Raw genomic sequence first — 19718 nt, forward strand, 5'->3', positions numbered from 1 at the left:
CCATGGACACCTGGTTGCTGATCGCGCTGCTGGCGCTGGCCTTCGTGGGCGTGGCGCTGCAGCTCCTGCTGTGGCGCCGCCGGCCCGAACCTCCCCCGGTGTCGCCGGAGGACATCGCCCACCGCCAGGCGGTGCTGGCGCAGCTCCAACAGATCGCCCAGCGCGTGGAGCATGTGGAAGGCGAGCTGCGGCGCGAGGTGAGCGACAACGCCCGCAACGCACGACAGGAGCAGCAGGAGAGCCTGAGCCGCTTCCAGGAATCCATCACCGCGCAGTCGGCTGAAACCACGCGCACGCAGAACGCGCAGCTCGACGGCTTCGCCCAGCAGCTGGTGCAGCTGCGCGGCGCGCTGGGCGACGCGCTGACGCGCCAGCTGCAGGACATGAGCGAGGCCAACGCGCGCCGCCTGGCCGAGATCCGCACCACGCTGGACGCTCAGCTCACGCAGCTGCAGCAAGGCAACGCCGCGAAGCTCGACGAGATGCGTGCCGTGGTCGACGAGAAGCTGCAGAGCACGCTGCAGGCGCGCCTGGGCGAGAGCTTCAAGCAGGTGGCCGACCGCCTGGAGCAGGTGCACAAGGGCCTGGGCGAGATGCAGACGCTGGCGCAAGGCGTGGGCGATCTCAAGCACCTGCTCACCAACGTGAAGACGCGTGGCATGTTTGGTGAGGCCCAGCTGGCGGCGCTGCTGGAGCAGGTGTTCGCGCCCGACCAGTACGCGGCCCAGGTGGTCACGCGCCCCGGCACGCGCAACCCGGTCGATTTCGCGGTGCGCCTGCCGGGCCGTGGCGACGACGGCGCGCCCTGCTGGCTGCCGATCGACGCCAAGTTCCCGAACGAAGACTACGAGCGCCTGCTCGACGCCCAGCAGCGCGCCGACGGGGACGGCGCCGAGGCCGCGGGCCGTGCACTGGAGCAGCGCATCCGCCTGGAGGCCAAGTCCATGGCGGACAAGTACCTCGAGCCGCCGCACACCACCGACTTCGCCATCCTGTTCCTGCCCACCGAGGGCCTGTACGCCGAGGTGCTGCGCCGCCCCGGCCTGATGGAGTTGCTGCAGCGCGAGCACCGCGTCACCCTGGCCGGCCCGACCACGCTGATGGCCATGCTCAACTCGTTGCAGATGGGCTTTCGCACGCTGGCGCTGGAAAAGCGCAGCAGCGAGGTCTGGCAGGTGCTGGGCGCGGTCAAGACCGAGTTCGGCAAGTTCGGCGACGTGCTGGCGCGCGTGAAGAGCCAGACCCAGACGGTGCTCAACACCCTGGACCAGGCCGAGGTGCGCAGCCGCGCCATGGGCCGTGCGCTCAAGACCGTGGAAGCGCTGCCGCAGGACCGCAGCAGCGCGCTGCTGCCGCTGGACAGCGACCCCTCCGACCCCGAGGCCCCTTGAACCCCCGCTTGCGCGTGGATCTCGCGCGGCTGATCGCTTCGCAGATCAGCGTGCACGCCTGCATGACCGGCTTTCGCATGGCGGCGCCCCTGATGGCGCTGCGCGAAGGCCACAGCGCCTGGTCGGTGGGCGTGCTGCTGGCGCTGTTTGCGCTGGCGCCGGTGTTCCTGGCGCTGCCGGCCGGCCGCTTCGCCGACCGGCACGGCCTGCAGCGCCCGGTGCGCCTGGCCGTGACCGTGGCCAGCCTGGGCGGGTTGGCGGCCGTGGCCTGGCCCACGTTCTGGGTGCTGTGCCTGTCGGCCACCACCTGTGGCGCCGCCAGTGGCCTGGCCATGATCGCGCTGCAGCGCCACGTGGGCCGGCTCGCGCACGACGCGACCGAGCTGCGCCAGGTGTTCAGCTGGATGGCGGTGGGGCCGTCGATCTCCAACTTCCTGGGACCGGTGCTGGCCGGCTTCGTCATCGACCACGCGGGGTTCCGCTGGGCCTACCTGGTGCTCGCGCTGCTGCCCTGGCTGGCCTGGTGGTGGGTGCGGCGCACGCAGGAACTGCCGCGCGAGTCCGCGCCCGAAGGCGCCCGCAAACGTTCGTCCTGGGACCTGCTGCGCCAGCCCGATTTCCGCCGCTTGATGGCCCTGAACTGGATGCTGTCGTCCTGCTGGGACGTGCACACCTTCCTGGTGCCCGTGCTGGGCTACGAGCGCGGCCTGAGCGCCACCGCCATCGGCGCCATCCTGGGCGGCTTCGCGCTCGCGGCCACGGCCATCCGCGTGCTCATGCCCTGGATCGCCGCGCGCCTGCGCGAATCGGCGGTGATCGCCGCGGCCATGTTCGCCACCGCCACGCTGTTCGCCCTCTACCCCTTCGCGCACGCGGCCTGGGCCATGGCCACGCTGTCGGTGCTGCTGGGTTTCGCGCTGGGCTCGGTGCAGCCCATGATCATGAGCATGCTGCACCAGATGACCCCGCCGCACCGCCACGGCGAGGCCCTGGGCCTGCGCGCCATGGCCATCAACGGATCGAGCGTCGCGATGCCCCTGCTGTTCGGCTCGGCCGGCGCGGCGGTGGGCGTGGCCTACGTGTTCTGGGCCGTGGGGGGCGTGGTGGGCATGGCCTCGCCCATGGCCTGGCGCTTGCGGCCGGCGGTCGCGCCGCCGGAACGCTCTCGGCCCTGAGGACCGTCGGCCGCTGGCTCCCGAAAGCCCAGGCCGGTGAGGTAGATGTCCATGGTCTGGCGTCCGCGCGTGACCAGGTCGAAGGCCTTGGGGTCGAGCAGCCAGTTCTGAATCAGGCCGTCGATCATCACGTGCAGGCCCAGCGCCGCCGCCGACAGGGGAATGGGCAGGCTCAGGCCCTGGCGCTGCGCGGCCAGCTGCAGGGTATCGCGGGTCACCGCCATGCACTCGTTGCGCACCCGCAGGTGGCGATCGCGCACGGCCTGCATCTCGTCGGTGTATTCCACTTTGTGCGTGGCCACCTCGAACACGCGCCGCGTGCGCTCGTCGCGTGCCGTCTGGCGCAAGGCGCTGCCCATGGTGTCGCGCAGGGAGCGCAGGGGATCGTCCTCGGCGGCGGCCGCACGGCCCGCCTCGGCGAGTGAGGTCTCCAGCGGCAGGGTCACGCGCTCCATCATGGCGTTGAACAGGTCGGCCTTGTCCTTGAAGTGGTGGTAGACCGCGCCGCGCGTGGCGCCCGCGGCGGTGGCGATGTCGTTCAGCGTGGTGCCCGACACGCCCTTGGTCTGGAACAGGCGCTCGGCGGCGTCGAGCAGCCGGTTGCGCGTTTCCTGTGCTTCGGCTTTGGTGCGGCGGGCCATGAATGGACTTTGGTAAAAGAGGGGCTTTGCGGAAAAAAGCCGAATATACATACATTCACGTATGTATACTCGCGCGTTTCCCGAGCCCACCCGCGCGCCGAGGTCTATTCCATGCCCAGTTCCTTCCCGCTGCCGCGCTCCCGCGCGGCCAAAACCGTTGTTGCCATCGCCCTGGTCACCCTGGTGGCCGCCTGCGGCAAGCAGGGCGCCCCGGCCCAGGCCGGCGGCGGCGCGCCGCCGCCGCCCGAGGTGGGCGTGATCACCGTGGCCCTGGGCGACGTGGGCCTGGTCAACGAACTCCCGGGTCGCCTGGAGGCTTCGCGCGTGTCCGAGGTGCGGGCGCGCGCCGCCGGGATCCTCCAGCAGCGCCTGTTCCGCGAGGGCAGCGAGGTCAAGGCCGGCCAACGCCTGTTCCAGATCGACTCCGCGCCGTACCAAGCCACGCTGCAGAGCGCGCGCGCCACGCTGGCCCGCGCCGAGGCCAACCTGAGCCAGGCCAAGGCCCTGGCCGACCGCTATGGACCGCTGGTGAAGGAAAACGCCATCAGCCAGCAGGAATACGCCAACGCCCAGGCCGCGCAGAAGCAGGCCGAGGCCGACGTGGCCGCCGGCCGCGCCGCGGTGCAGACCGCCAGCATCAACCTCGGCTACGCCAACGTCACCGCGCCCATCAGCGGGCGCATCGGCCGCGCGCTGGTGACCGAGGGCGCGCTGGTGGGGCAGGGCGAGCCCACGCCGCTGGCCGTGATCCAGCAGATCAACCCCATGTACGTGAACTTCACGCAGTCGGCCTCCGAGGTCTACCGCCTGCGGCGCGCCTTGCAGAGCGGATCGCTCAAGGGCGCGGGCGATCAGGTCGCTCGCGTGAAGATCGTGCTGGAGGACGGCTCGGTCTATGGCCGCGACGGCCGCCTGCTGTTCTCCGATCTCACCGTGGACAGCGCCACCGGCCAGGTGACGCTGCGCGCCGAGGTGCCCAACCCCGACGGGGTTCTGCTGCCCGGCCTGTACGTGCGCGTGCGCATCGAGCAGGCCACGGCGGGCAATGCGTTGCTGCTGCCCCAGCAGGCCGTCACGCGCACGGCGCAGGGTGATTCGGTGATGGTGGTCGACGGCGAAGGCAAGGTCGCGCCGCGCAACATCACCGTGCGGGGCCAGCAAGAGGGCCAGTGGGTCGTGACCGAGGGCCTCAAGTCCGGCGACCAGGTCATGGTCGACGGCTTTCAGAAACTGCATCCGGGCGGCACCGTCAAGCCCGTGCCCTGGAAGAAGCCGGGTGAGCAGAATCCCAATGGGGCCGCGCCTTCCAAGGCCAGCTGAGGCAAGCACACATGGCGAAGTTCTTCATCGACCGGCCCATCTTCGCGTGGGTGATCGCGTTGTTCGTGATCGTGATGGGCGCGGTCTCCATCACGCAGCTCCCCATCGCGCAGTACCCGCCGGTGGCGCCGCCCTCCATCACGATCAACGCCACCTACCCCGGCGCGTCCGCCAAGACGCTCGAGGATTCGGTGCTGTCCATCATCGAGCAGGAAATGAACGGCTCGCCCGGCCTGATCTATATGGAGTCGGTGGCGCAGGCCAACGGCACCGGCTCGATCACGCTGAGCTTCCAGCCCGGCACCAACCCGGCGCTGGCGCAGGTGGACGTGCAAAACCGGCTGTCGCGCGCGTCGCCGCGCCTGCCGGCGGCCGTGACGCAGCAGGGGGTGCGCGTGGACCAGGCGCGCAGCAACTTCCTGCTCTTCACCATCCTCACCAGCGACGACCCCAAATGGGATCCGGTGGCGCTGGGCGACTACGCCGCGCGCAGCGTGCTGCCCGAAATCCAGCGCGTGCCCGGCGTGGGCCAGGCCCAGCTGTTCGGCACCGAGCGCGCCATGCGTATCTGGATCGACCCGGCCAAGCTGCTCGGCTTCAACCTGAGCGCGGCCGACGTGAACGCGGCCATCCGCGCGCAGAACGCACAGGTCTCGGCGGGTGAAATCGGCGCGCTGCCCAACGTGGCGGGGCAGGGCATCTCGGCCACCGTGGTGGTCAACGGCCAGCTCGGCACGGTCGAGCAATTCGGCAACATCGTGCTGCGCGCCTCCCCCGGCGGTGCCACCGTGCGCCTGAAGGACGTGGCGCGCATCGAACTTGGCGCACAGGCCTACGCCACCTCCGCCCGGCTGAACGGCAAGCCCTCCACCGGCATCGGCGTGCAGCTGTCGGCCAGCGGCAATGCGCTGGCCACGGCCGACGCGGTGCGCGCCAAGCTCACCGAGCTGGAGCGCTTCTTCCCCGAAGGCATGAGCTGGACCATTCCCTACGACAGCTCGCGCTTCGTGAAGATCTCCATCCAGCAGGTGGCGCAGACGCTGCTGGAGGCGGTGGCGCTGGTGTTCCTGGTGATGTTCCTGTTCCTGCAGAACTTCCGCTACACCATCATCCCGACCATCGTGGTGCCGGTGGCGCTGTTGGGCACCTTCGCCGTGCTGCTGGCCATGGGCTTCTCGATCAACGTGCTCACCATGTTCGGCATGGTGCTGGTGATCGGCATCGTGGTGGACGACGCCATCGTGGTGGTGGAAAACGTCGAGCGCATCATGAGCGAGGAAGGCTTGCCACCCTTGCAGGCCACGCGCAAGGCCATGGGTCAGATCTCGGGCGCCATCATCGGCGTGACCGTGGTGCTGATCTCGGTGTTCGTGCCGCTGGCCTTCTTCAGCGGTTCGGTGGGCAACATCTACCGCCAGTTCGCGGCGGTGATGGGCGTGTCCATCGCCTTCTCGGCCTTCATGGCGCTGTCGCTCACGCCCGCGCTGTGCGCCACGCTGCTCAAGCCCGTGCCCAAGGGGCACCACGTCGAGAAGAAGGGCTTCTTCGGCTGGTTCAACCGCGGCTTCGCGCGCACCACCGGCGGCTACTCGCGCACGGTGAGCGCGCTGCTGCCGCGGGCTGGCCGCATGCTCATCGTCTACCTGGCCATCGGCGCGGCGGCGGCCTGGGTGTACGTGAACCTGCCCACCTCCTTCCTGCCCAACGAAGACCAGGGCACCATGCTCGTGAACGTGCAGCTGCCCCCGGGCGCCACGCAGGAGCGCACCCTGGAGGTGATGGAGCAGGTCGAGGGCTACATGCTCAAGCAGCCCGAGGTGCAGAGCATGGTCAGCGTGCTGGGCTTCAGCTTCTCGGGGCAGGGCCAGAACGCCGCCTTGGCCTTCATCACGCTCAAGGACTGGGCCGAGCGCCACGCGCCCGGCAGCTCGGCCGAGGCCGTGGCGGGCCGCGCCTTTGGCGCGCTCATGGGCATCCGCGACGCCTTCATCTACCCGCTGAGCCCGCCGCCGATTCCGGAGCTGGGCGCGTCTTCGGGCTTCAGCTTCCGCCTGCAGGACCGGGGCGGCCTTGGCCGCGAGGCCTTGACCCAGGCGCGCGGGCAACTGCTGCAGCTGGCCGCGCAAAGCCCGGTGCTCACCCAGGTCCGTCCCGACGGCCTGGAGGACGCGCCGCAGCTGCAGCTCGACATCGACCGCGACCGCGCGCAGGCGCTGGGCGTGGGCTTCGACGCCATCAACGCCGCCATCGGCACCGCGCTGGGCTCCAGCTACGTGAACGACTTCCCGAACAGCGGGCGGCTGCAGCGCGTGGTGGTGCAGGCCGAGGCCGCGGCGCGCATGCAGCCCGATGACCTGCTGCGGCTGAACGTGGTGAACAACCGCGGCCAGGCCGTGCCGCTGTCGGCCTTCGCGTCCACGAAATGGATCACCGGACCCATGCAGACGGTGCGCTACAACGGCTACCCCACCATGCGCATCAGCGGCATGGCGGCGCCGGGCTACAGCACGGGCGCGGCGCTCAACGAGATGGAGCGCCTGGCCACGCAGCTGCCCCAGGGCATCGGCTACGAATGGACCGGCACCTCGCGCGAGGAGAAGCTCGCCGGCGCGCAGGCCATGGTGCTCTATGGCTTCGCCATCCTCGCGGTGTTCCTGTGCCTGGCCGCGCTGTACGAAAGCTGGACCATCCCGCTGTCGGTGATCCTGGTGGTGCCGCTGGGGGTGGTCGGGGTGCTGCTGGCCACGCTCTTGCGCGGCTACCAGAACGACGTGTACTTCCAGGTCGGCCTGATCACCATCATCGGCCTGTCGGCGAAGAACGCCATCCTGATCATCGAATTCGCGAAGGACGTGCAGGCCCAGGGCAAGAGCGCCATGGAGGCGGCACTGGCCGCGGCCCGCCTGCGTTTCCGGCCCATCATCATGACCTCGATGGCCTTCACGCTGGGTGTGGTGCCGCTGTTCATCGCGTCGGGCGCAGGCTCGGCCAGCCAGCGCGCCATCGGCACCGGCGTGATCGGCGGCATGATCTCCGGCACCTTGCTGGCCGTGTTCTTCGTGCCGCTGTTCTTCGTGGTGGTGCGCCGCTTCTTCAAGGGCAGCGAGCGCCAACACCAGCGCGACCGCGAGAGCGCGCGCGCACATGGAGTCGACAACGATGAATCCTGATTTCACTACCCGCCTTGGCCCGCTGGCGGCGGCGCTGCTGCTGGCCGGCTGCTCGATGATCCCCACCTACGAGCGCCCCGCCGCGCCCGTGCCGCAGACCTATCCGCAAGCGGCCGACACCGCGGGCGTGCGCAGCGCGGCGGACACCGCTTGGCGCGACTTCGTGCAGGACGCGCGCCTGCGCGAGCTCGTGCAGCGCGCGCTCGACAACAACCGCGACCTGCGGGTCGCCACGCTCAACATCGAACGCGTGCGCGCGCAGTACCAGATCCAGCGCGCCAACCAGTTCCCCACCATCGGCGTGGCCGCCAGCGGCAACCGCCAGCCGAACGGCAGCGGCGGCATCCAGAGCACCTACAGCGTGGGCCTGGCCCTGAGCACCTGGGAGATCGACTTCTTCGGCCGCCTGGGCGCGCTCAAGGAGGCCGCGCTGGCCGACTACCTGGCCAGCGAACAGGCGCGCAACGCCGCGCAGACCAGCCTGGTCTCGGCGGTGATCAGCAGCTGGCTGAGCCTGCAGACCAACGAGGCGCTGCTGGCCATCACGCGCCAGACTCAGGCCACGCGCGAGGACTCGCTGCGCCTGACCAAGCTGCGCTTCGACAACGGCGCCGCCTCGGCGCTGGACCTGCGCCAGGCCGAGTCGCTCGCGGCCACGGCCCGCGCGGCGCTGGCGCAGCAGCAGCGGGCGCGTGCGCTCGACGTGAACGCGTTGAACCTGCTGGTGGGCGAGCCGGTGCCGGCCGAGCTGCTGCAAGTGGCCGAGGGCGACGCCGCCTTGCTGGCGGACGTGCCGGCCGGCCTGCCCTCGGACCTGCTCACGCGGCGCGCGGACATCCGCCAGGCCGAACAGACCCTGATCGCGGCCAACGCCAACATCGGTGCGGCGCGCGCGGCTTTCTTTCCACGCATCACCTTGACCGCCAGCGCGGGCACGGCGAGCAGCGACCTGTCGGGCCTGTTCAAGGACGGCAGCTGGGGCTTCACGCTGAACCCGGTGGCGCTGCTGCCGATCTTTGACGCGGGCCGCAACCGCGCGGGCCTGCAATCGGCCGAGGTCTCGCGCGACATCGCCGTGGCGCAGTACGAAAAAGCGATCCAGACGGCGTTCCGCGAGGTGGCCGACGCGCTGGCCGGGCGCGCGACGCTGGCCGACCAGCTGCAGGCGCAGCGCGACCAGGTGACGGCGGAGGAGGACCGCTTCCGCCTGGCCGACCTGCGCTACCGCAACGGTGTGGCGAGCTTCCTCGACGTACTGGACGCGCAGCGCGCGCTGTTCGCGGCGCAGCAGGCCGAGGCGCAGACGCGCCTGGCCCTGCAGCAGAACCGCGTGGCGCTGTACGCGGCGCTGGGCGGGGGCTGGCTGGAGTGAGCCCGGGCCGGTGGGCTCAGCCCGCCGGCAACTGGTAGAACTTCACGATCGCCTCCCAGGCCACCTGGGGGTCGTCCACGTACTGGAAGAGCTGCAGATCTTCGGGCGAGATCGTGCCTTCCTCCACGAGCAGCTCCAGGTCCAGCAGGCGCTTCCAGTAGTCGCTGCCGTACAGCAGGATGGGCACCGGCTTGGACTTCTTGCACTGCACGAGCGTGATCACCTCGAACAGCTCGTCCAGCGTGCCGAAGCCGCCCGGGAAGGCCAGCAGTGCCTTCGCGCGCATCATGAAGTGCATCTTGCGCAGCGCGAAGTAGTGGAACTTGAAGCTCAGCCGCGGTGAGATGTAGGGGTTGGCCGACTGCTCGTGCGGCAGCGCGATGTTCAGTCCCACGTTGAGCGCGCCCTCGTCGTGCGCGCCCCGGCTGGCCGCTTCCATGATGCCCGGCCCGCCGCCGGTGCAGATGAAGAGCTTCTCGTGCGGCAGGCAGTGCGCGCTGTACTGGGCCACGATGCGACCGAACTCGCGCGCCCGGTCGTAGTAATGCGCGTTGCGCACCATGGCGCGGGCCTTGGCGATGGCGCGCGGTTCGCCCGAGGCCTCGGCCGCGCGCAGGCTGGCCTCGGCCTCGCTCTGTTCGCGAAAGCGCGCGCTGCCGAACACCACGATGGTGCTCTCGATGCCCAGCTGTTGCTGCGCCAGGTCGGGCTTGAGCAACTCCAGCTGCATGCGGATGCCGCGCGTCTCGCGCCGCAGCAGGAACTCGGGGTCGGCGAAAGCCAGGCGGTAGGCGTCGGCCGCCAGCGGGTTGCCGCTGTCCGAATGGGCCTGCAGTTCGGCCCAGGCGTCGGCCAGGCGGCGTTCGGTGATGTCGTGCGTGGCAGGGGGGGCGGTGTGGGGGTCGGTCATGTTCTTCACTCCGGGGTCACAGCCCGAGGGCCAGCGCCAGCGGCACGAAGACCACCGCCAGCGCATTGCCCACCATGATGGAGGCGGCCACTTTCTCGGGCTCCTGATGGTATCGGTCGGCCAGCATGAACTGGATGACGGCGGGCGGCAAGGCGGCGAACAGCAGCAGCTGGCCGCGCGCCGCGCCCTCCAGGCCCATGGCCCAGGCCAGCGGGATGCCGATGGCCAGGCCGATCAGGGGGCGCGCCAGCGCGCCCAGCAGGCCCAGGGCCAGGCCCTGGCGCGTCAGGCCGGTCAGCCGCACGCCCAGGGCGAACAGCATCAGGGGCAGCGCGGCGTCGCCCAGCAGCTTCAGGCCCGACAGCAGCACCGGCGGTGGGCGCAGTTCGGTGAAGGCGCTGAAGAAGCCCAGCATGGTGGCGACCATCAATGGGCTGAGCAGCAGGTCGCGCGTGCGCGCGGCGGCGCTGGTGACGCGCGCGCCCAGCGAGAAGTGCAGCAGGTTGCTGACCGAGAACAGCGCCACCGCGGCGCCGAAGTTCGCGGGTCCGAAGGCCAGCAGGGCCAGTGGCAGGCCCATGTTGCCGCAGTTGTTGAACATGACCACCGGCACCAGGGTGCGGGGCTGCGCGCCGAAGGCCTTGGCCAGCGGCCAGGCCAGCAGGCCGCTGCCCAGGATCAGCGCCGTGCCGCCGATGAGCAGTGGCACGTGCTCGCCGATGGCGAAGTCGCGCGAGGCCAGGGCCGAGTACACCAGCAAGGGCGCCAGCACGTCGAGCGAGATGCGGTTGAAGCTGCTGAGGTCCGGCGGGCGGCGGCGCGCGTAGCCATAGCCAATGGCCACGATCAGGAAGACCGGGATGATGATGTCGGCGATGCGGGTGATCAGGTCCATGGCGCTCGGGCGTGGCGTTCCAAACAGAAGGGCTCCCTGTGGAGCCCTTCGTATCACGCAATGGAAGCGGTCAGACGCGCTTGCGGTATTCGCCCGTGCGCGTGTCGATCTCGATGCGATCGCCCTGGCTCACGAACAGCGGCACGGGGATCTCGAAGCCGGTGGCGATCTTGGCCGGCTTGAGTACCTTGCCCGAGGTGTCGCCCTTGACGGCGGGTTCGGTCCAGGTGATCTCGCGCTCCACGCTGGTGGGCAGTTCCACCGAGATGGCCTTGCCTTCGTAGAACACCACCTCGACGGCCATGCCGTCTTCCAGGTAGTTGAGGGCGTCGCCCATGTTCTCGGCCTCCACCTCGTACTGGTTGTAGTCGGTGTCCATGAACACGTACATGGGGTCGGCGAAGTAGGAGTAGGTGCACTCCTTGTGGTCCAGGATGATCTGGTCCATCTTGTCGTCGGCCTTGAAGACGACTTCGGTGCCGATGTTGCCGAGCAGGCCCTTGAGTTTCATGCGCACGGTGGCGGCGCCGCGGCCGCCGCGGGCGTATTCGGTGCGCAGGACGATCATCGGGTCCTTGCCGTGCATGATCACGTTGCCGGCGCGGATTTCTTGGGCGATTTTCATGAGGGAGTTCCGTTGAAGGGATCGCCCGGCGGTTCGGGCGAGGGGCCGGCATCGGCGGTGGATGGACCGGGCCCGGGTTGCGGGTTTGTCGCGAAACCCACTATTTTACCGTTTTCGCCCCACCGCCTCGGCCAACTGAGTGGCGAGGTCGGGCTGGGCGAGCAGGCGCTGGCGCGCGGCCTGCACCACCTCGCGCCAACCGTCTACCTCGGCCCAGCCGGGCCAGGCCGCTTCGGCGGGCGCGCCCGGCAGGCCGTTCCAGTGGTGGTGGAAGGCGCGCAGGCTGGCCGGCGCGTCCAGCCAGTCCAGGAAGGCCTGCAGCTTGGCGTGGTGCGCGCCGTCGTGCTGCGGGTAGATCTGCCAGACGAAGGGTTGGCCGGCCCAGAGCGCGCGCACCAGGGAGTCCTCGCCGCGCACGAGGTTGAGGTCGGCGCTCCAGAGCAACTCGTCGAAGCCACGCTGGCTCAGCCAGGGCAGGGCATGGCGCGTGGCGCCCGGCGCCAGCGGCAGGTCCATCGCGGCGGCGGCGGCGCGGCCCCGCGTGACCAGCCAGTGCGCCTCGGCCTGCGCCATCATGGCCGGCAGGCTCGGCGGTTCGTAGCAAAAGAGCGCGATGCGCCGACCCTGGGCGGGCAGGCCCTGCGCCGTGAGCCAGGCCCCGCGGTCGAATGCCGCCTGGCGGCTGGCCAGGTCGTCTTCGCGCAGCAGCCCGCCGGTGCGCGCCGTGAAGCCGGGGTAGAAGAAGCGCTTGGTGAGGCCCCGGCCCGGGCCGCTCATCACGGGGGAGGGCAGGCCGTGGCAGCGCTCGACCCAGGCCTCGGCGCTCAGGTACTCCAGGTTGATCCAGACCGGCTCGCCGGTGCGCGCGGCGACGAAGGACTCGGGCAGCTCGCAGCCGAAGGCCTCGATCCAGACCTCGCCGGGCACCAGGCCCTGCGCGTCGAAGGGCTCGCGCCAGGGACGCACGCTCACGCCGGACGCGCCCTCGGGCGCCATCCAGGCCAGCGGCGCGGGGTCGTCGATCCACAGCCGCACGGCCTGGCCGCGCGCGCCCAGCTGCGCGGCCAGGCGCCAGCAGACGCCGGCGTCGCCGTGGTTGTCGATCACGCGGCAGAAGATGTCCCAGGTGCGCGGGGTGCTCATGCGGGCGATCATGCCCGCATCCGACGCGGGGCCGGCCGGCCCTGGAAAACTGATTTCCGCGCGCCGGGTTGTCGCGGGGGGGTGTGCGTGGACACACTCGCCGCCCTGAACCGCCGATAAAGAGGAGACACGCACGTGAGCCAAGCAGCCGAGTGGACGGAAGCGGGCATGGCGCCGCCGAACGCGGGCGCGATCGGCGGCCCGCGGGGCTGAGCCGGACATGGCGCAGCGCACCCTCATCCGCGGCGCGTCCATCGTCACCATGGACGCGCAGGGCGACCTGCCCGCCGGCGATCTGCTGGTGGTGGACGACACCATCGAGGCCATCGCGCCGCGGCTGTCGGTGGACGGCGCGCGGGTGGTCGACGCCACCGGCTGCATCCTGGTGCCGGGCTTCGTCAACGCGCACATGCACACCTGGCAGACCGCGCTGCGCGGCGTCGCCGCCAACTGGACGCTGCTGCAGTACTTCAGGCACATGCACGCCGGCCTGGCCACGGTGTTCGGTCCCGAGGACCTGCGCATCGCCACGCTGGCGGGGGCGCTCAACCAGCTCAACTGCGGCACCACCACGTTGGTGGACTGGTGCCACAACAACCCCACGCCGGCGCACAGCGACGCGGCCGTCGACGCGTTGCTGGCCTCGGGCATTCGCGCGGCCTTCTTCCATGGCACGCCCAAGCCCGACCCCCAGCCGGGCCAGGTGCCGTTCTGGGAGGTGCCCCACCCGCGCGCCGAGGTCGAGCGCCTGCTCAAGGCCCACCAGGGCCGGCCGCTGCTCAGCGTGCACGCCGCCGTGCTGGGCCCGCACTACAGCACGCTGGAGGTGGCGGTGCACGACTTCCGCATGGCCCGCGACCTCGGCCTCATCGCCTCGCTTCACCAGGGCGGCGGTGCGCCGCGCACGCCCGAGGGTTGGGCGCACCTGGAAGCGCTGGGCTTGCTGGGCGAGCAGATCAACATCGTGCACGGCCACGCGCTGAGCGACGAGCAGCTCAAGCGCTTCTGTGGCCTGGGCATGAGCTTTTCGGCCGCGGCCGAGAACGAGATGACCCAGGGCCACGGCCACCCGCTCACGGGCCGGCTGCGCGCGCTGGGCCACGCGCCCTCGTTGGGCGTGGACCTGGAAAGCGTGCTGGGCGGCGACATGATCGGCCAGGCGCGCATCGCGCTGGGCATGCAGCGCAGCCTGGACAACGAGGCCCACCGCGCCGCTCACGGCGGCATCCCGGACACCACCAGCATCACCACGCGAGAGGCGCTGGCCTGGATCACGGTCGAGGGCGCGCGCATGCTGCGCCAGCTGCACCGCATCGGCACCCTGGCCCCGGGCAAGCAGGCCGACCTGGTGCTGATCCGCGCGGACGGCTTGAACATGCAGCCCGTGCACGACCCGGTGAGCGCGGTGGTGTTCCAGGCCACGCTGGCCAACATCGATTCGGTCATGGTCGCGGGGCAATGGCGCAAGCGCGCCGGCCAGCTCGTCGGCGTGGACCTGCCCCCCCTGCTCGCTGCGCTGCGCGCGTCGGGCGAGAAGATCATCCGCGCCATGGGCATGGGCGCATCGAATGGAGTTTTTGCATGAAGGTTCACTTCATTGGCGTCGGCAAGATGGGCTTGCCCATGGCGCGCCACCTGCTCGCCGCCGGCCACGGTGTCACGGTGGAGGACCCGGCGTCGGACCGACTGGCGCTGGCGCGCGAGGCCGGCCTGGCGGTCGCCGATGGCCTGGCCCAGGCCGAGCTCATCGTTTCGTCGTTGCCGCACGACGGGGCGCTGCTCGCCGTGGGCGAGCGCGTGGCCGCGCACGCGTCGAAAGGCGCGGCCTGGGTGGACACCAGCACGGTGTCGCCCGAGGCCTCGGCCCGCGCGGCCGAGGCCTGCGCGCGCGCCGGGGTGCAGGTGCTGCGTTGCACCGTCTCGGGCAACAACCACATGGCCGAGGCCGCGCAGCTCACGGTGATGGCGTCGGGCCCGAAGGCGCTGCATGAGCGCCTGCTGCCCCTGCTGAGCCGCTGGGGGCCGACGCAGTTCTGGCTTGGCGAGGCCGAACAGGCGCGCCTGATGAAGCTGGTGGTGAACCTCATGATCGCGCAGACCAGCGCCATGCTGGCCGAGGCGCTGAGCCTGGGGCAGAAGGGCGGCCTGGCCTGGCAGGACATGTGGCGGGTCATCGGCGCCAGCGCCGTCGCCTCGCCCATCGTGAAGGCCAAGGGCGTGCAGCTGAGCCAGCGCGACTACACACCCACTTTCACCGTGGGACAGATGAACAAGGACATCGACCTCATCCTGGGCGAGGGCGCCCGCCTGCGGGTGCCCTTGACGCAGACGGCGGCCACGCGCCAGCTCATGTCGGCCGCGCAGGCCCAGGGCGACGAAGCCTTGGACTATGCGGCCATCATCCGCGTGGCGCAGCGGGCCGCCGGCCTGGACACCGATTGACGCGACAGACAGAAAGGCAGCGCATGCGATCGTTCGTTTATCAAGGCTTGCCCAGCCGCGTGGTGTTTGGCGCGGGTGCGCTGGCCCAGCTGCCGCAGGCCATCGAGGCCATGGGCGCGCGGCGCGCGCTGGTGCTGTGCACGCCGGAGCAGCGCGCCAGCGCCGAGCGCGTGGCGCAGTTGCTGGGCGACAGGGCCGCCGGCATCTTCGACCGCGCGGTGATGCATGTGCCGATCGAGACCGCGCGCGAGGCGCGCGAGGTGGCGCAGCGGCTCGGCGCGGACTGTGCCGTGGCCATCGGCGGTGGTTCCACCACCGGCCTGGGCAAGGCCATCGCGCTCGACTCGGGCCTGCCCATCCTGGCCATTCCCACCACCTACGCGGGCTCGGAGATGACGCCGATCTACGGCATCACCGAGGCCGGCCTGAAGAAGACCGGCAAGGACCTGAAGGTGCTGCCGCGCAGCGTGATCTACGACCCCGAGCTCACGCTGACGCTGCCCGTGGGCCTGAGCGTGACCAGCGGCCTCAACGCCATCGCGCACGCGGCCGAGGGGCTGTACTCGGCGGAGGGCAATCCGGTGATCGACCTGATGGCGGAGGAGGGGATCGCCGCCATCGGTCGCGCGCTGCCGCGCATCCGCGCGAGCGCCGGCGACGTGGAGGCGCGCGGCGACGCGCTGTACGGCGCCTGGCTGTGCGGCATCGTGCTGGGCTCGGTGGGCATGGCGCTGCACCACAAGCTGTGCCACACCCTCGGCGGCAGCTTCAACCTGCCGCACGCCGAGACGCACACCGTGGTGCTACCGCACGCGCTGGCCTACAACGCGGCCGCGGCGCCGCAGGCCATGCGGCGCATCGCGCGGGCCCTGGGGCGCGACGACGGGCAGGCCGCGCGGGCGGTGTTCGACCTGGCGAAGGACAACGGCGCGCCGGTGGCGCTGCGCGACCTCGGCATGAAGGCCGAGGACCTGGACCGCGCGGGCGAGATCGCCTTGCAGAACCAGTACCCGAACCCGCGCCCCCTGGAGGGGCGGGCCATCCGAGCGCTCTTGCAGGCGGCCTGGGAGGGCGCGCCGCCGGCCTGAATGGCCGGGGCCGCCCCCGTGCGGCCGTCAGCTGTCCGAGCGCTCGCCCTCGGGCGCGGGCGGATCGATGGGCAGCTGGGTGGCCAGCACCTTGTCGATGGTTCGCCCGTCCATGTCCACGATCTCCAGGCGCCAGCCTTCCCAGGTGGCGCAGTCGCCGACGCGCGGCAGGCGGCCCGTCAGCAGCATCAGCATGCCGCTGAGGGTGTGGTAGCGGCCGCGCTCTTCGTCGGGCACGCTGAGCAGCCCCAGCCGGTCTTTCAGCTCGGGCACGGGGATGTGGCCGTCGAGCAGCCAGGAGCCGTCCTCGCGCTGCATGGCCCAGGCGGTTTCCGGGTCGCGCGGTTGGAACTCGCCCGTGATCGCTTCGATGAGGTCCTGCAGCGTGACGATGCCCTGCAGCTCGCCGTACTCGTCGATCACGAAGGCCATCTGCACGTCGGAGAGGCGGAAGTTGTCCAGCAGCTCCATGCCCGTGATGGTCTCGGGCACGTACAGGGGCGTTTGCAGCGGCTGCTCGGCCAGTTCGCGCGCCGTGCCGCGGATGGCCTGCGCCAGCCATTGGCGCGCGTTGAGCACGCCCTGCAGCTGGCCCAGGTTGCCCTTGACCACCGGAAAGCGCGAATGGTTGCTGCTTTCCACGCGCGCCATGTTGACCTCGAAGGGCTCCTCCAGGTCGAGCACCACCACATCGCTGCGCGGCACCATCAGCGAGCCGATCTGGCGATCGTCGAGCCGGAACACGTTGCGCACCATGGCGTGCTCGTGCGATTCGATCACGCCCGCGCTGGTGCCCTCGGCCAGCATGGCGTGGATTTCCTCCTCGGTGACGGCGTTGGCGTTGCCTTCTTTGACGCCCAGCAGGCGCAGCAGCGCGCGCGTGGACACCGACAGCAGGATCACGAACGGCTTGGTGGCCTTGGACAGCCAGTCGATGGGCCGCGCCACCAGACGCGCCAGCGATTCGGGGTAGGTCTGACCCAAGCGCTTGGGCACCAGCTCGCCCACCACGATGGAGAAGTAGGTGATGACCACCACCACCAGCGCGGTGGCTCCGAACTGGCTGGCCTGTTCGGGCGCGCCCAGGCTTTGCAGCCAGATGGCCAGCGGCCCGGCCAGGGCGGCCTCGCCGACGATGCCGTTGAGCACGCCGATGGAGGTGATGCCGATCTGGATGGTGGAGAGGAAGCGGTTCGGGTCTTCCCCGAGCTTGACGGCCGCGGCGGCCGCGCCGTCGCCTTCGTCGATGAGTTTCTGCAGTCGCGCCTTGCGCGCGGTGACGAGCGCCAGCTCCGACATGGCGAAGACGCCGTTGAGGAGGATGAGCGCGATCAGTAAGGCAATTTCCATGGGGGTGTGTCAAGCAAGTGCCGGGCCGTCCGCGGTGGCGCGCGGGTGGCGCCACGTCGGGGCGGACGGAGCAGGAAAGGGGCGTGGCTCAGGCGCGCCGGGGCGGGCGGAACGGTCCGTCCAGCAGGGGCGCCGGCGGCGGACCCAGGTCGGCCGGCGCCTGGGCCGGGGTCATCACGTGGGACAGCGGTGGCGCGGCGCGCCGCTGCAGCGTGTCGGGCAGGTCGGGGAGCTCGTCGCCCAGCGCGTGTTCCAGGTCGGCCAGGCCTTTCTGGCTTTTGGCGAGCGGGTGGTTCGCGTTGGCGTCGATCAGCGCGTCGGCCGCGCGCGGCACGTCGACGATGTGGTCGGGGATGCCGAAGCCCACCACCCCGAGCAGGAAATGGCAGGCGAACAGCGCAATGAGCCAGCGGCGCATAAGAGCGGCGATTTTACGAAACCGTCCCGCGGGACCTTGGCAGGCCCCGTCAATGCGCCTTTTCCAGCGGCGGTGGCGCCAGCACGTGGCGCGCCATGGCGTGCGCCAGTTCGGCCTCGCCCAGGAACACCGTGCCCACGCCCGCGGCCTTCATGCGCTCGGCCTCGTCCTCGTTGTGCGAGCGCACCACGATCTGTATCTCGGGGTTGAGCGTGCGCGCGGTCTCGATCATCTGGTGCAGCGACAGCGTGTCCTGGGTGGCGATGACCAGCATGCGGGCCTGCGCAATGTGGGCCTGGATCAGCACCTCGGGATCGCCCGCGTTGCCCACCACGGCGGCCATCCCCTTGGCGCGCAGGGCTTCCACCCGCTCGCGGTTCTGGTCGGCCACCACGAAGGGCTGCCCCGCCGCCTTGAGCGCCTGCGCGATGCGCCGGCCCACGCGGCCGTAGCCCACCAGCACCACCTGGCGCGACAGGTACTTGGCCTCGGTGCTGCGCGGCAGCTCGGCCAGCGGGTCGTCGCGCGCCTCCAGGCGGCGGACCAGCAAGGAGTGCTCGCGCAGCAGCTGGCGCAGCGGCTCGATGGCCTTGAACAGCAGGGGGTTGAGGGCGATGGAGATCAACGCGCCTGCCAGCACCAGGCTGTGGCCCTCGTCGGGCATGAGCCCCAGCTGGGCGCCCAGTCCCACCAGGATGAAGGAGAACTCGCCGATCTGCGCCAGGCTGGCCGAGATGGTGAGCGCGGTGTGCAGCGGGTAGCGCATCAGCAGCACCAGGGCCACCGCCGCCAGCGACTTGCCCACCACGATGATGGCCACCACGCCGAGCACGTGGACCGGCTCCTCGATCAGCACGTAGGGATCGAACAGCATGCCCACCGAAACGAAGAACAGCACCGCGAAGGCGTCGCGCAGCGGCAGCGATTCTTCGGCTGCGCGGTGGCTGAACTCGGATTCGCGCAGCACCATGCCGGCGAAGAAGGCGCCCAGAGCGAAGGACACGCCGAACAGCTCGGCCGAGGCGAAGGCGATGCCCAGGGCCGCGGCCACCACGCACAGCGTGAACAGCTCGCGCGAGCCGGTGCGCGTGACCTGCCACAGCAGCCAGGGGAAGAGCTTGCGCCCCACCAGCAGCATGAGGGCGACGAAGCCGCCCACGCGCAGCAGCGTCAAGCCCAGGGCGGTGCCCACGGACTCGGCGCCGCTGCTGTCGGGCGGGTGGCCGCCCAGGAAGCCGGCCAGCGGCGGCAGCAGCACCAGCACGAGAACCATGGCCAGGTCTTCCACCACCAGCCAGCCGACCGCGATGCGTCCCGTGATGGAGCCCAGGATGCCCAGGCTTTCCAGCGCGCGCAGCAGCACCACCGTGCTGGCCACCGACAGCGAGATGCCCAGCACCAGCGCGGGGCCGATGGCCCAGCCCCACCAGCTCGCCATGGCCATGCCCATCAGCGTGGCCACCACCATCTGCACCACGGCACCGGGCAGGGCGATCTTGCGCACCGAGAGCAGGTCGTCGAGCGAGAAGTGCAGGCCCACGCCGAACATCAGCAGCATCACGCCGATCTCGGCGAGTTGCGAGGCGATCTCGGTGTCGGCCACGAAACCGGGTGTGTAGGGGCCGATGATCACGCCCGCCAGCAGGTAGCCCACCAGGGCCGGCAGCTTCACGCGCGCACAGATGAACCCCAGGATCAGCGCCAGCCCGAGTCCGGCGGCGATCGTGTTGATCAACGTGAGGTTGGTGTGCATGCGGCGGCTGGGGCGGTGGGTGGCG

Annotated in this window: 16 protein-coding genes; 8 read left to right on the plus strand and 8 right to left on the minus strand. The window is 70.6% G+C overall.

The genetic code is table 11. From position 1 onward, the window contains the following. The first annotated feature begins 2 nt into the window (after nt 1–2). Nucleotides 3–1391, plus strand: a complete 1389-nt coding sequence (locus DY262_RS05045; RefSeq protein ID WP_116957870.1) for a DNA recombination protein RmuC — start codon at nt 3–5, stop codon at nt 1389–1391. Next, nucleotides 1388–2566 carry an MFS transporter gene (locus DY262_RS05050; RefSeq protein WP_425459284.1) on the plus strand — a complete coding sequence of 393 codons (1179 nt, stop codon included), beginning with the start codon at nt 1388–1390 and terminating at the stop codon, nt 2564–2566. The genes DY262_RS05045 and DY262_RS05050 overlap by 4 nt, the downstream gene beginning before the upstream one ends. On the opposite strand, the gene DY262_RS05055 is transcribed toward DY262_RS05050, so the two are convergent. Further along, complete coding sequence (locus DY262_RS05055; protein ID WP_116957872.1) at nt 2467–3207, minus strand: TetR family transcriptional regulator; 741 nt, start codon at nt 3205–3207, stop codon at nt 2467–2469. The genes DY262_RS05050 and DY262_RS05055 overlap by 100 nt on opposite strands. Before the next feature lie 111 nt (nt 3208–3318). Here DY262_RS05055 and DY262_RS05060 point away from each other — a divergent pair, with 111 nt between their 5' ends. The 3 genes from DY262_RS05060 to DY262_RS05070 are packed head-to-tail and all read left to right on the plus strand — an operon-like array spanning nt 3319 to nt 9069. Next, nucleotides 3319–4527, plus strand: a complete 1209-nt coding sequence (locus DY262_RS05060) for an efflux RND transporter periplasmic adaptor subunit (protein ID WP_116957873.1) — start codon at nt 3319–3321, stop codon at nt 4525–4527. 11 nt (nt 4528–4538) lie between these two features. Beyond that, nucleotides 4539–7697, plus strand: coding sequence for an efflux RND transporter permease subunit (locus DY262_RS05065; protein ID WP_116957874.1), 3159 nt, complete (start codon nt 4539–4541; stop codon nt 7695–7697). After that, entirely contained in the window at nt 7687–9069 is a 1383-nt protein-coding gene (locus tag DY262_RS05070) for an efflux transporter outer membrane subunit (protein ID WP_181936419.1), read from the plus strand. Before DY262_RS05065 ends, DY262_RS05070 begins: the two co-directional genes overlap by 11 nt. Before the next feature lie 16 nt (nt 9070–9085). On the opposite strand, the gene DY262_RS05075 is transcribed toward DY262_RS05070, so the two are convergent. The 4 genes from DY262_RS05075 to earP form a co-directional block, all read right to left on the minus strand. Beyond that, the gene (locus DY262_RS05075; protein WP_116957875.1) at nt 9086–9979 is read right to left on the minus strand and encodes an LOG family protein; all 894 of its coding nucleotides are present in this window, start codon (nt 9977–9979) and stop codon (nt 9086–9088) included. Between the two features lie 16 nt (nt 9980–9995). Beyond that, the gene (locus tag DY262_RS05080) at nt 9996–10874 is read right to left on the minus strand and encodes an AEC family transporter (protein WP_116957876.1); all 879 of its coding nucleotides are present in this window, start codon (nt 10872–10874) and stop codon (nt 9996–9998) included. A gap of 70 nt (nt 10875–10944) precedes the next feature. Next, entirely contained in the window at nt 10945–11499 is a 555-nt protein-coding gene (gene efp, locus DY262_RS05085; protein ID WP_070397887.1) for an elongation factor P, read from the minus strand. Nucleotides 11500–11604: 105 nt separating this feature from the next. After that, entirely contained in the window at nt 11605–12642 is a 1038-nt protein-coding gene (gene earP, locus DY262_RS05090) for an elongation factor P maturation arginine rhamnosyltransferase EarP (RefSeq protein WP_116958014.1), read from the minus strand. Nucleotides 12643–12862: 220 nt separating this feature from the next. On the opposite strand from earP, the gene DY262_RS05095 reads away from it, so the two are divergent. The 3 genes from DY262_RS05095 to DY262_RS05105 are packed head-to-tail and all read left to right on the plus strand — an operon-like array spanning nt 12863 to nt 16172. Beyond that, nucleotides 12863–14227 (plus strand): amidohydrolase family protein, encoded by a 1365-nt coding sequence (locus tag DY262_RS05095; protein ID WP_116957877.1) that lies wholly within the window; start codon nt 12863–12865, stop codon nt 14225–14227. Beyond that, entirely contained in the window at nt 14224–15084 is an 861-nt protein-coding gene (locus DY262_RS05100; protein ID WP_116957878.1) for an NAD(P)-dependent oxidoreductase, read from the plus strand. The genes DY262_RS05095 and DY262_RS05100 overlap by 4 nt, the downstream gene beginning before the upstream one ends. Before the next feature lie 23 nt (nt 15085–15107). Next, nucleotides 15108–16172, plus strand: a complete 1065-nt coding sequence (locus DY262_RS05105; protein ID WP_116957879.1) for a maleylacetate reductase — start codon at nt 15108–15110, stop codon at nt 16170–16172. A 27-nt stretch (nt 16173–16199) separates the two neighbouring features. On the opposite strand, the gene DY262_RS05110 is transcribed toward DY262_RS05105, so the two are convergent. The 3 genes from DY262_RS05110 to DY262_RS05120 form a co-directional block, all read right to left on the minus strand. Then, on the minus strand, nt 16200–17522 hold the full coding sequence (locus DY262_RS05110) for a hemolysin family protein (protein ID WP_116957880.1): 1323 nt from the start codon (nt 17520–17522) through the stop codon (nt 16200–16202). Between the two features lie 88 nt (nt 17523–17610). Then, nucleotides 17611–17940 (minus strand): hypothetical protein, encoded by a 330-nt coding sequence (locus tag DY262_RS05115; protein ID WP_116957881.1) that lies wholly within the window; start codon nt 17938–17940, stop codon nt 17611–17613. A gap of 49 nt (nt 17941–17989) precedes the next feature. Further along, nucleotides 17990–19693, minus strand: a complete 1704-nt coding sequence (locus DY262_RS05120) for a cation:proton antiporter domain-containing protein (protein ID WP_116957882.1) — start codon at nt 19691–19693, stop codon at nt 17990–17992. Nucleotides 19694–19718 lie beyond the last annotated feature (25 nt).

Source organism: Hydrogenophaga borbori (assembly GCF_003417535.1).
Taxonomy (GTDB): domain Bacteria; phylum Pseudomonadota; class Gammaproteobacteria; order Burkholderiales; family Burkholderiaceae_C; genus Hydrogenophaga; species Hydrogenophaga borbori.

Bases quoted from the DNA above. Each gene is read 5' to 3' on its own strand.
- DY262_RS05075 (WP_116957875.1), bottom strand. From the start codon at position 9,979: ATGACCGACCCCCACACCGCCCCCCCTGCCACGCACGACATCACCGAA.
- DY262_RS05045 (WP_116957870.1), top strand. From the start codon at position 3: ATGGACACCTGGTTGCTGATCGCGCTGCTGGCGCTGGCCTTCGTGGGC.
- efp (WP_070397887.1), bottom strand. From the start codon at position 11,499: ATGAAAATCGCCCAAGAAATCCGCGCCGGCAACGTGATCATGCACGGC.
- DY262_RS05095 (WP_116957877.1), top strand. From the start codon at position 12,863: ATGGCGCAGCGCACCCTCATCCGCGGCGCGTCCATCGTCACCATGGAC.
- DY262_RS05115 (WP_116957881.1), bottom strand. From the start codon at position 17,940: ATGCGCCGCTGGCTCATTGCGCTGTTCGCCTGCCATTTCCTGCTCGGG.
- DY262_RS05055 (WP_116957872.1), bottom strand. From the start codon at position 3,207: ATGGCCCGCCGCACCAAAGCCGAAGCACAGGAAACGCGCAACCGGCTG.
- DY262_RS05065 (WP_116957874.1), top strand. From the start codon at position 4,539: ATGGCGAAGTTCTTCATCGACCGGCCCATCTTCGCGTGGGTGATCGCG.
- DY262_RS05110 (WP_116957880.1), bottom strand. From the start codon at position 17,522: ATGGAAATTGCCTTACTGATCGCGCTCATCCTCCTCAACGGCGTCTTC.
- DY262_RS05060 (WP_116957873.1), top strand. From the start codon at position 3,319: ATGCCCAGTTCCTTCCCGCTGCCGCGCTCCCGCGCGGCCAAAACCGTT.
- earP (WP_116958014.1), bottom strand. From the start codon at position 12,642: ATGAGCACCCCGCGCACCTGGGACATCTTCTGCCGCGTGATCGACAAC.
- DY262_RS05120 (WP_116957882.1), bottom strand. From the start codon at position 19,693: ATGCACACCAACCTCACGTTGATCAACACGATCGCCGCCGGACTCGGG.
- DY262_RS05080 (WP_116957876.1), bottom strand. From the start codon at position 10,874: ATGGACCTGATCACCCGCATCGCCGACATCATCATCCCGGTCTTCCTG.
- DY262_RS05105 (WP_116957879.1), top strand. From the start codon at position 15,108: ATGCGATCGTTCGTTTATCAAGGCTTGCCCAGCCGCGTGGTGTTTGGC.
- DY262_RS05100 (WP_116957878.1), top strand. From the start codon at position 14,224: ATGAAGGTTCACTTCATTGGCGTCGGCAAGATGGGCTTGCCCATGGCG.
- DY262_RS05070 (WP_181936419.1), top strand. From the start codon at position 7,687: ATGAATCCTGATTTCACTACCCGCCTTGGCCCGCTGGCGGCGGCGCTG.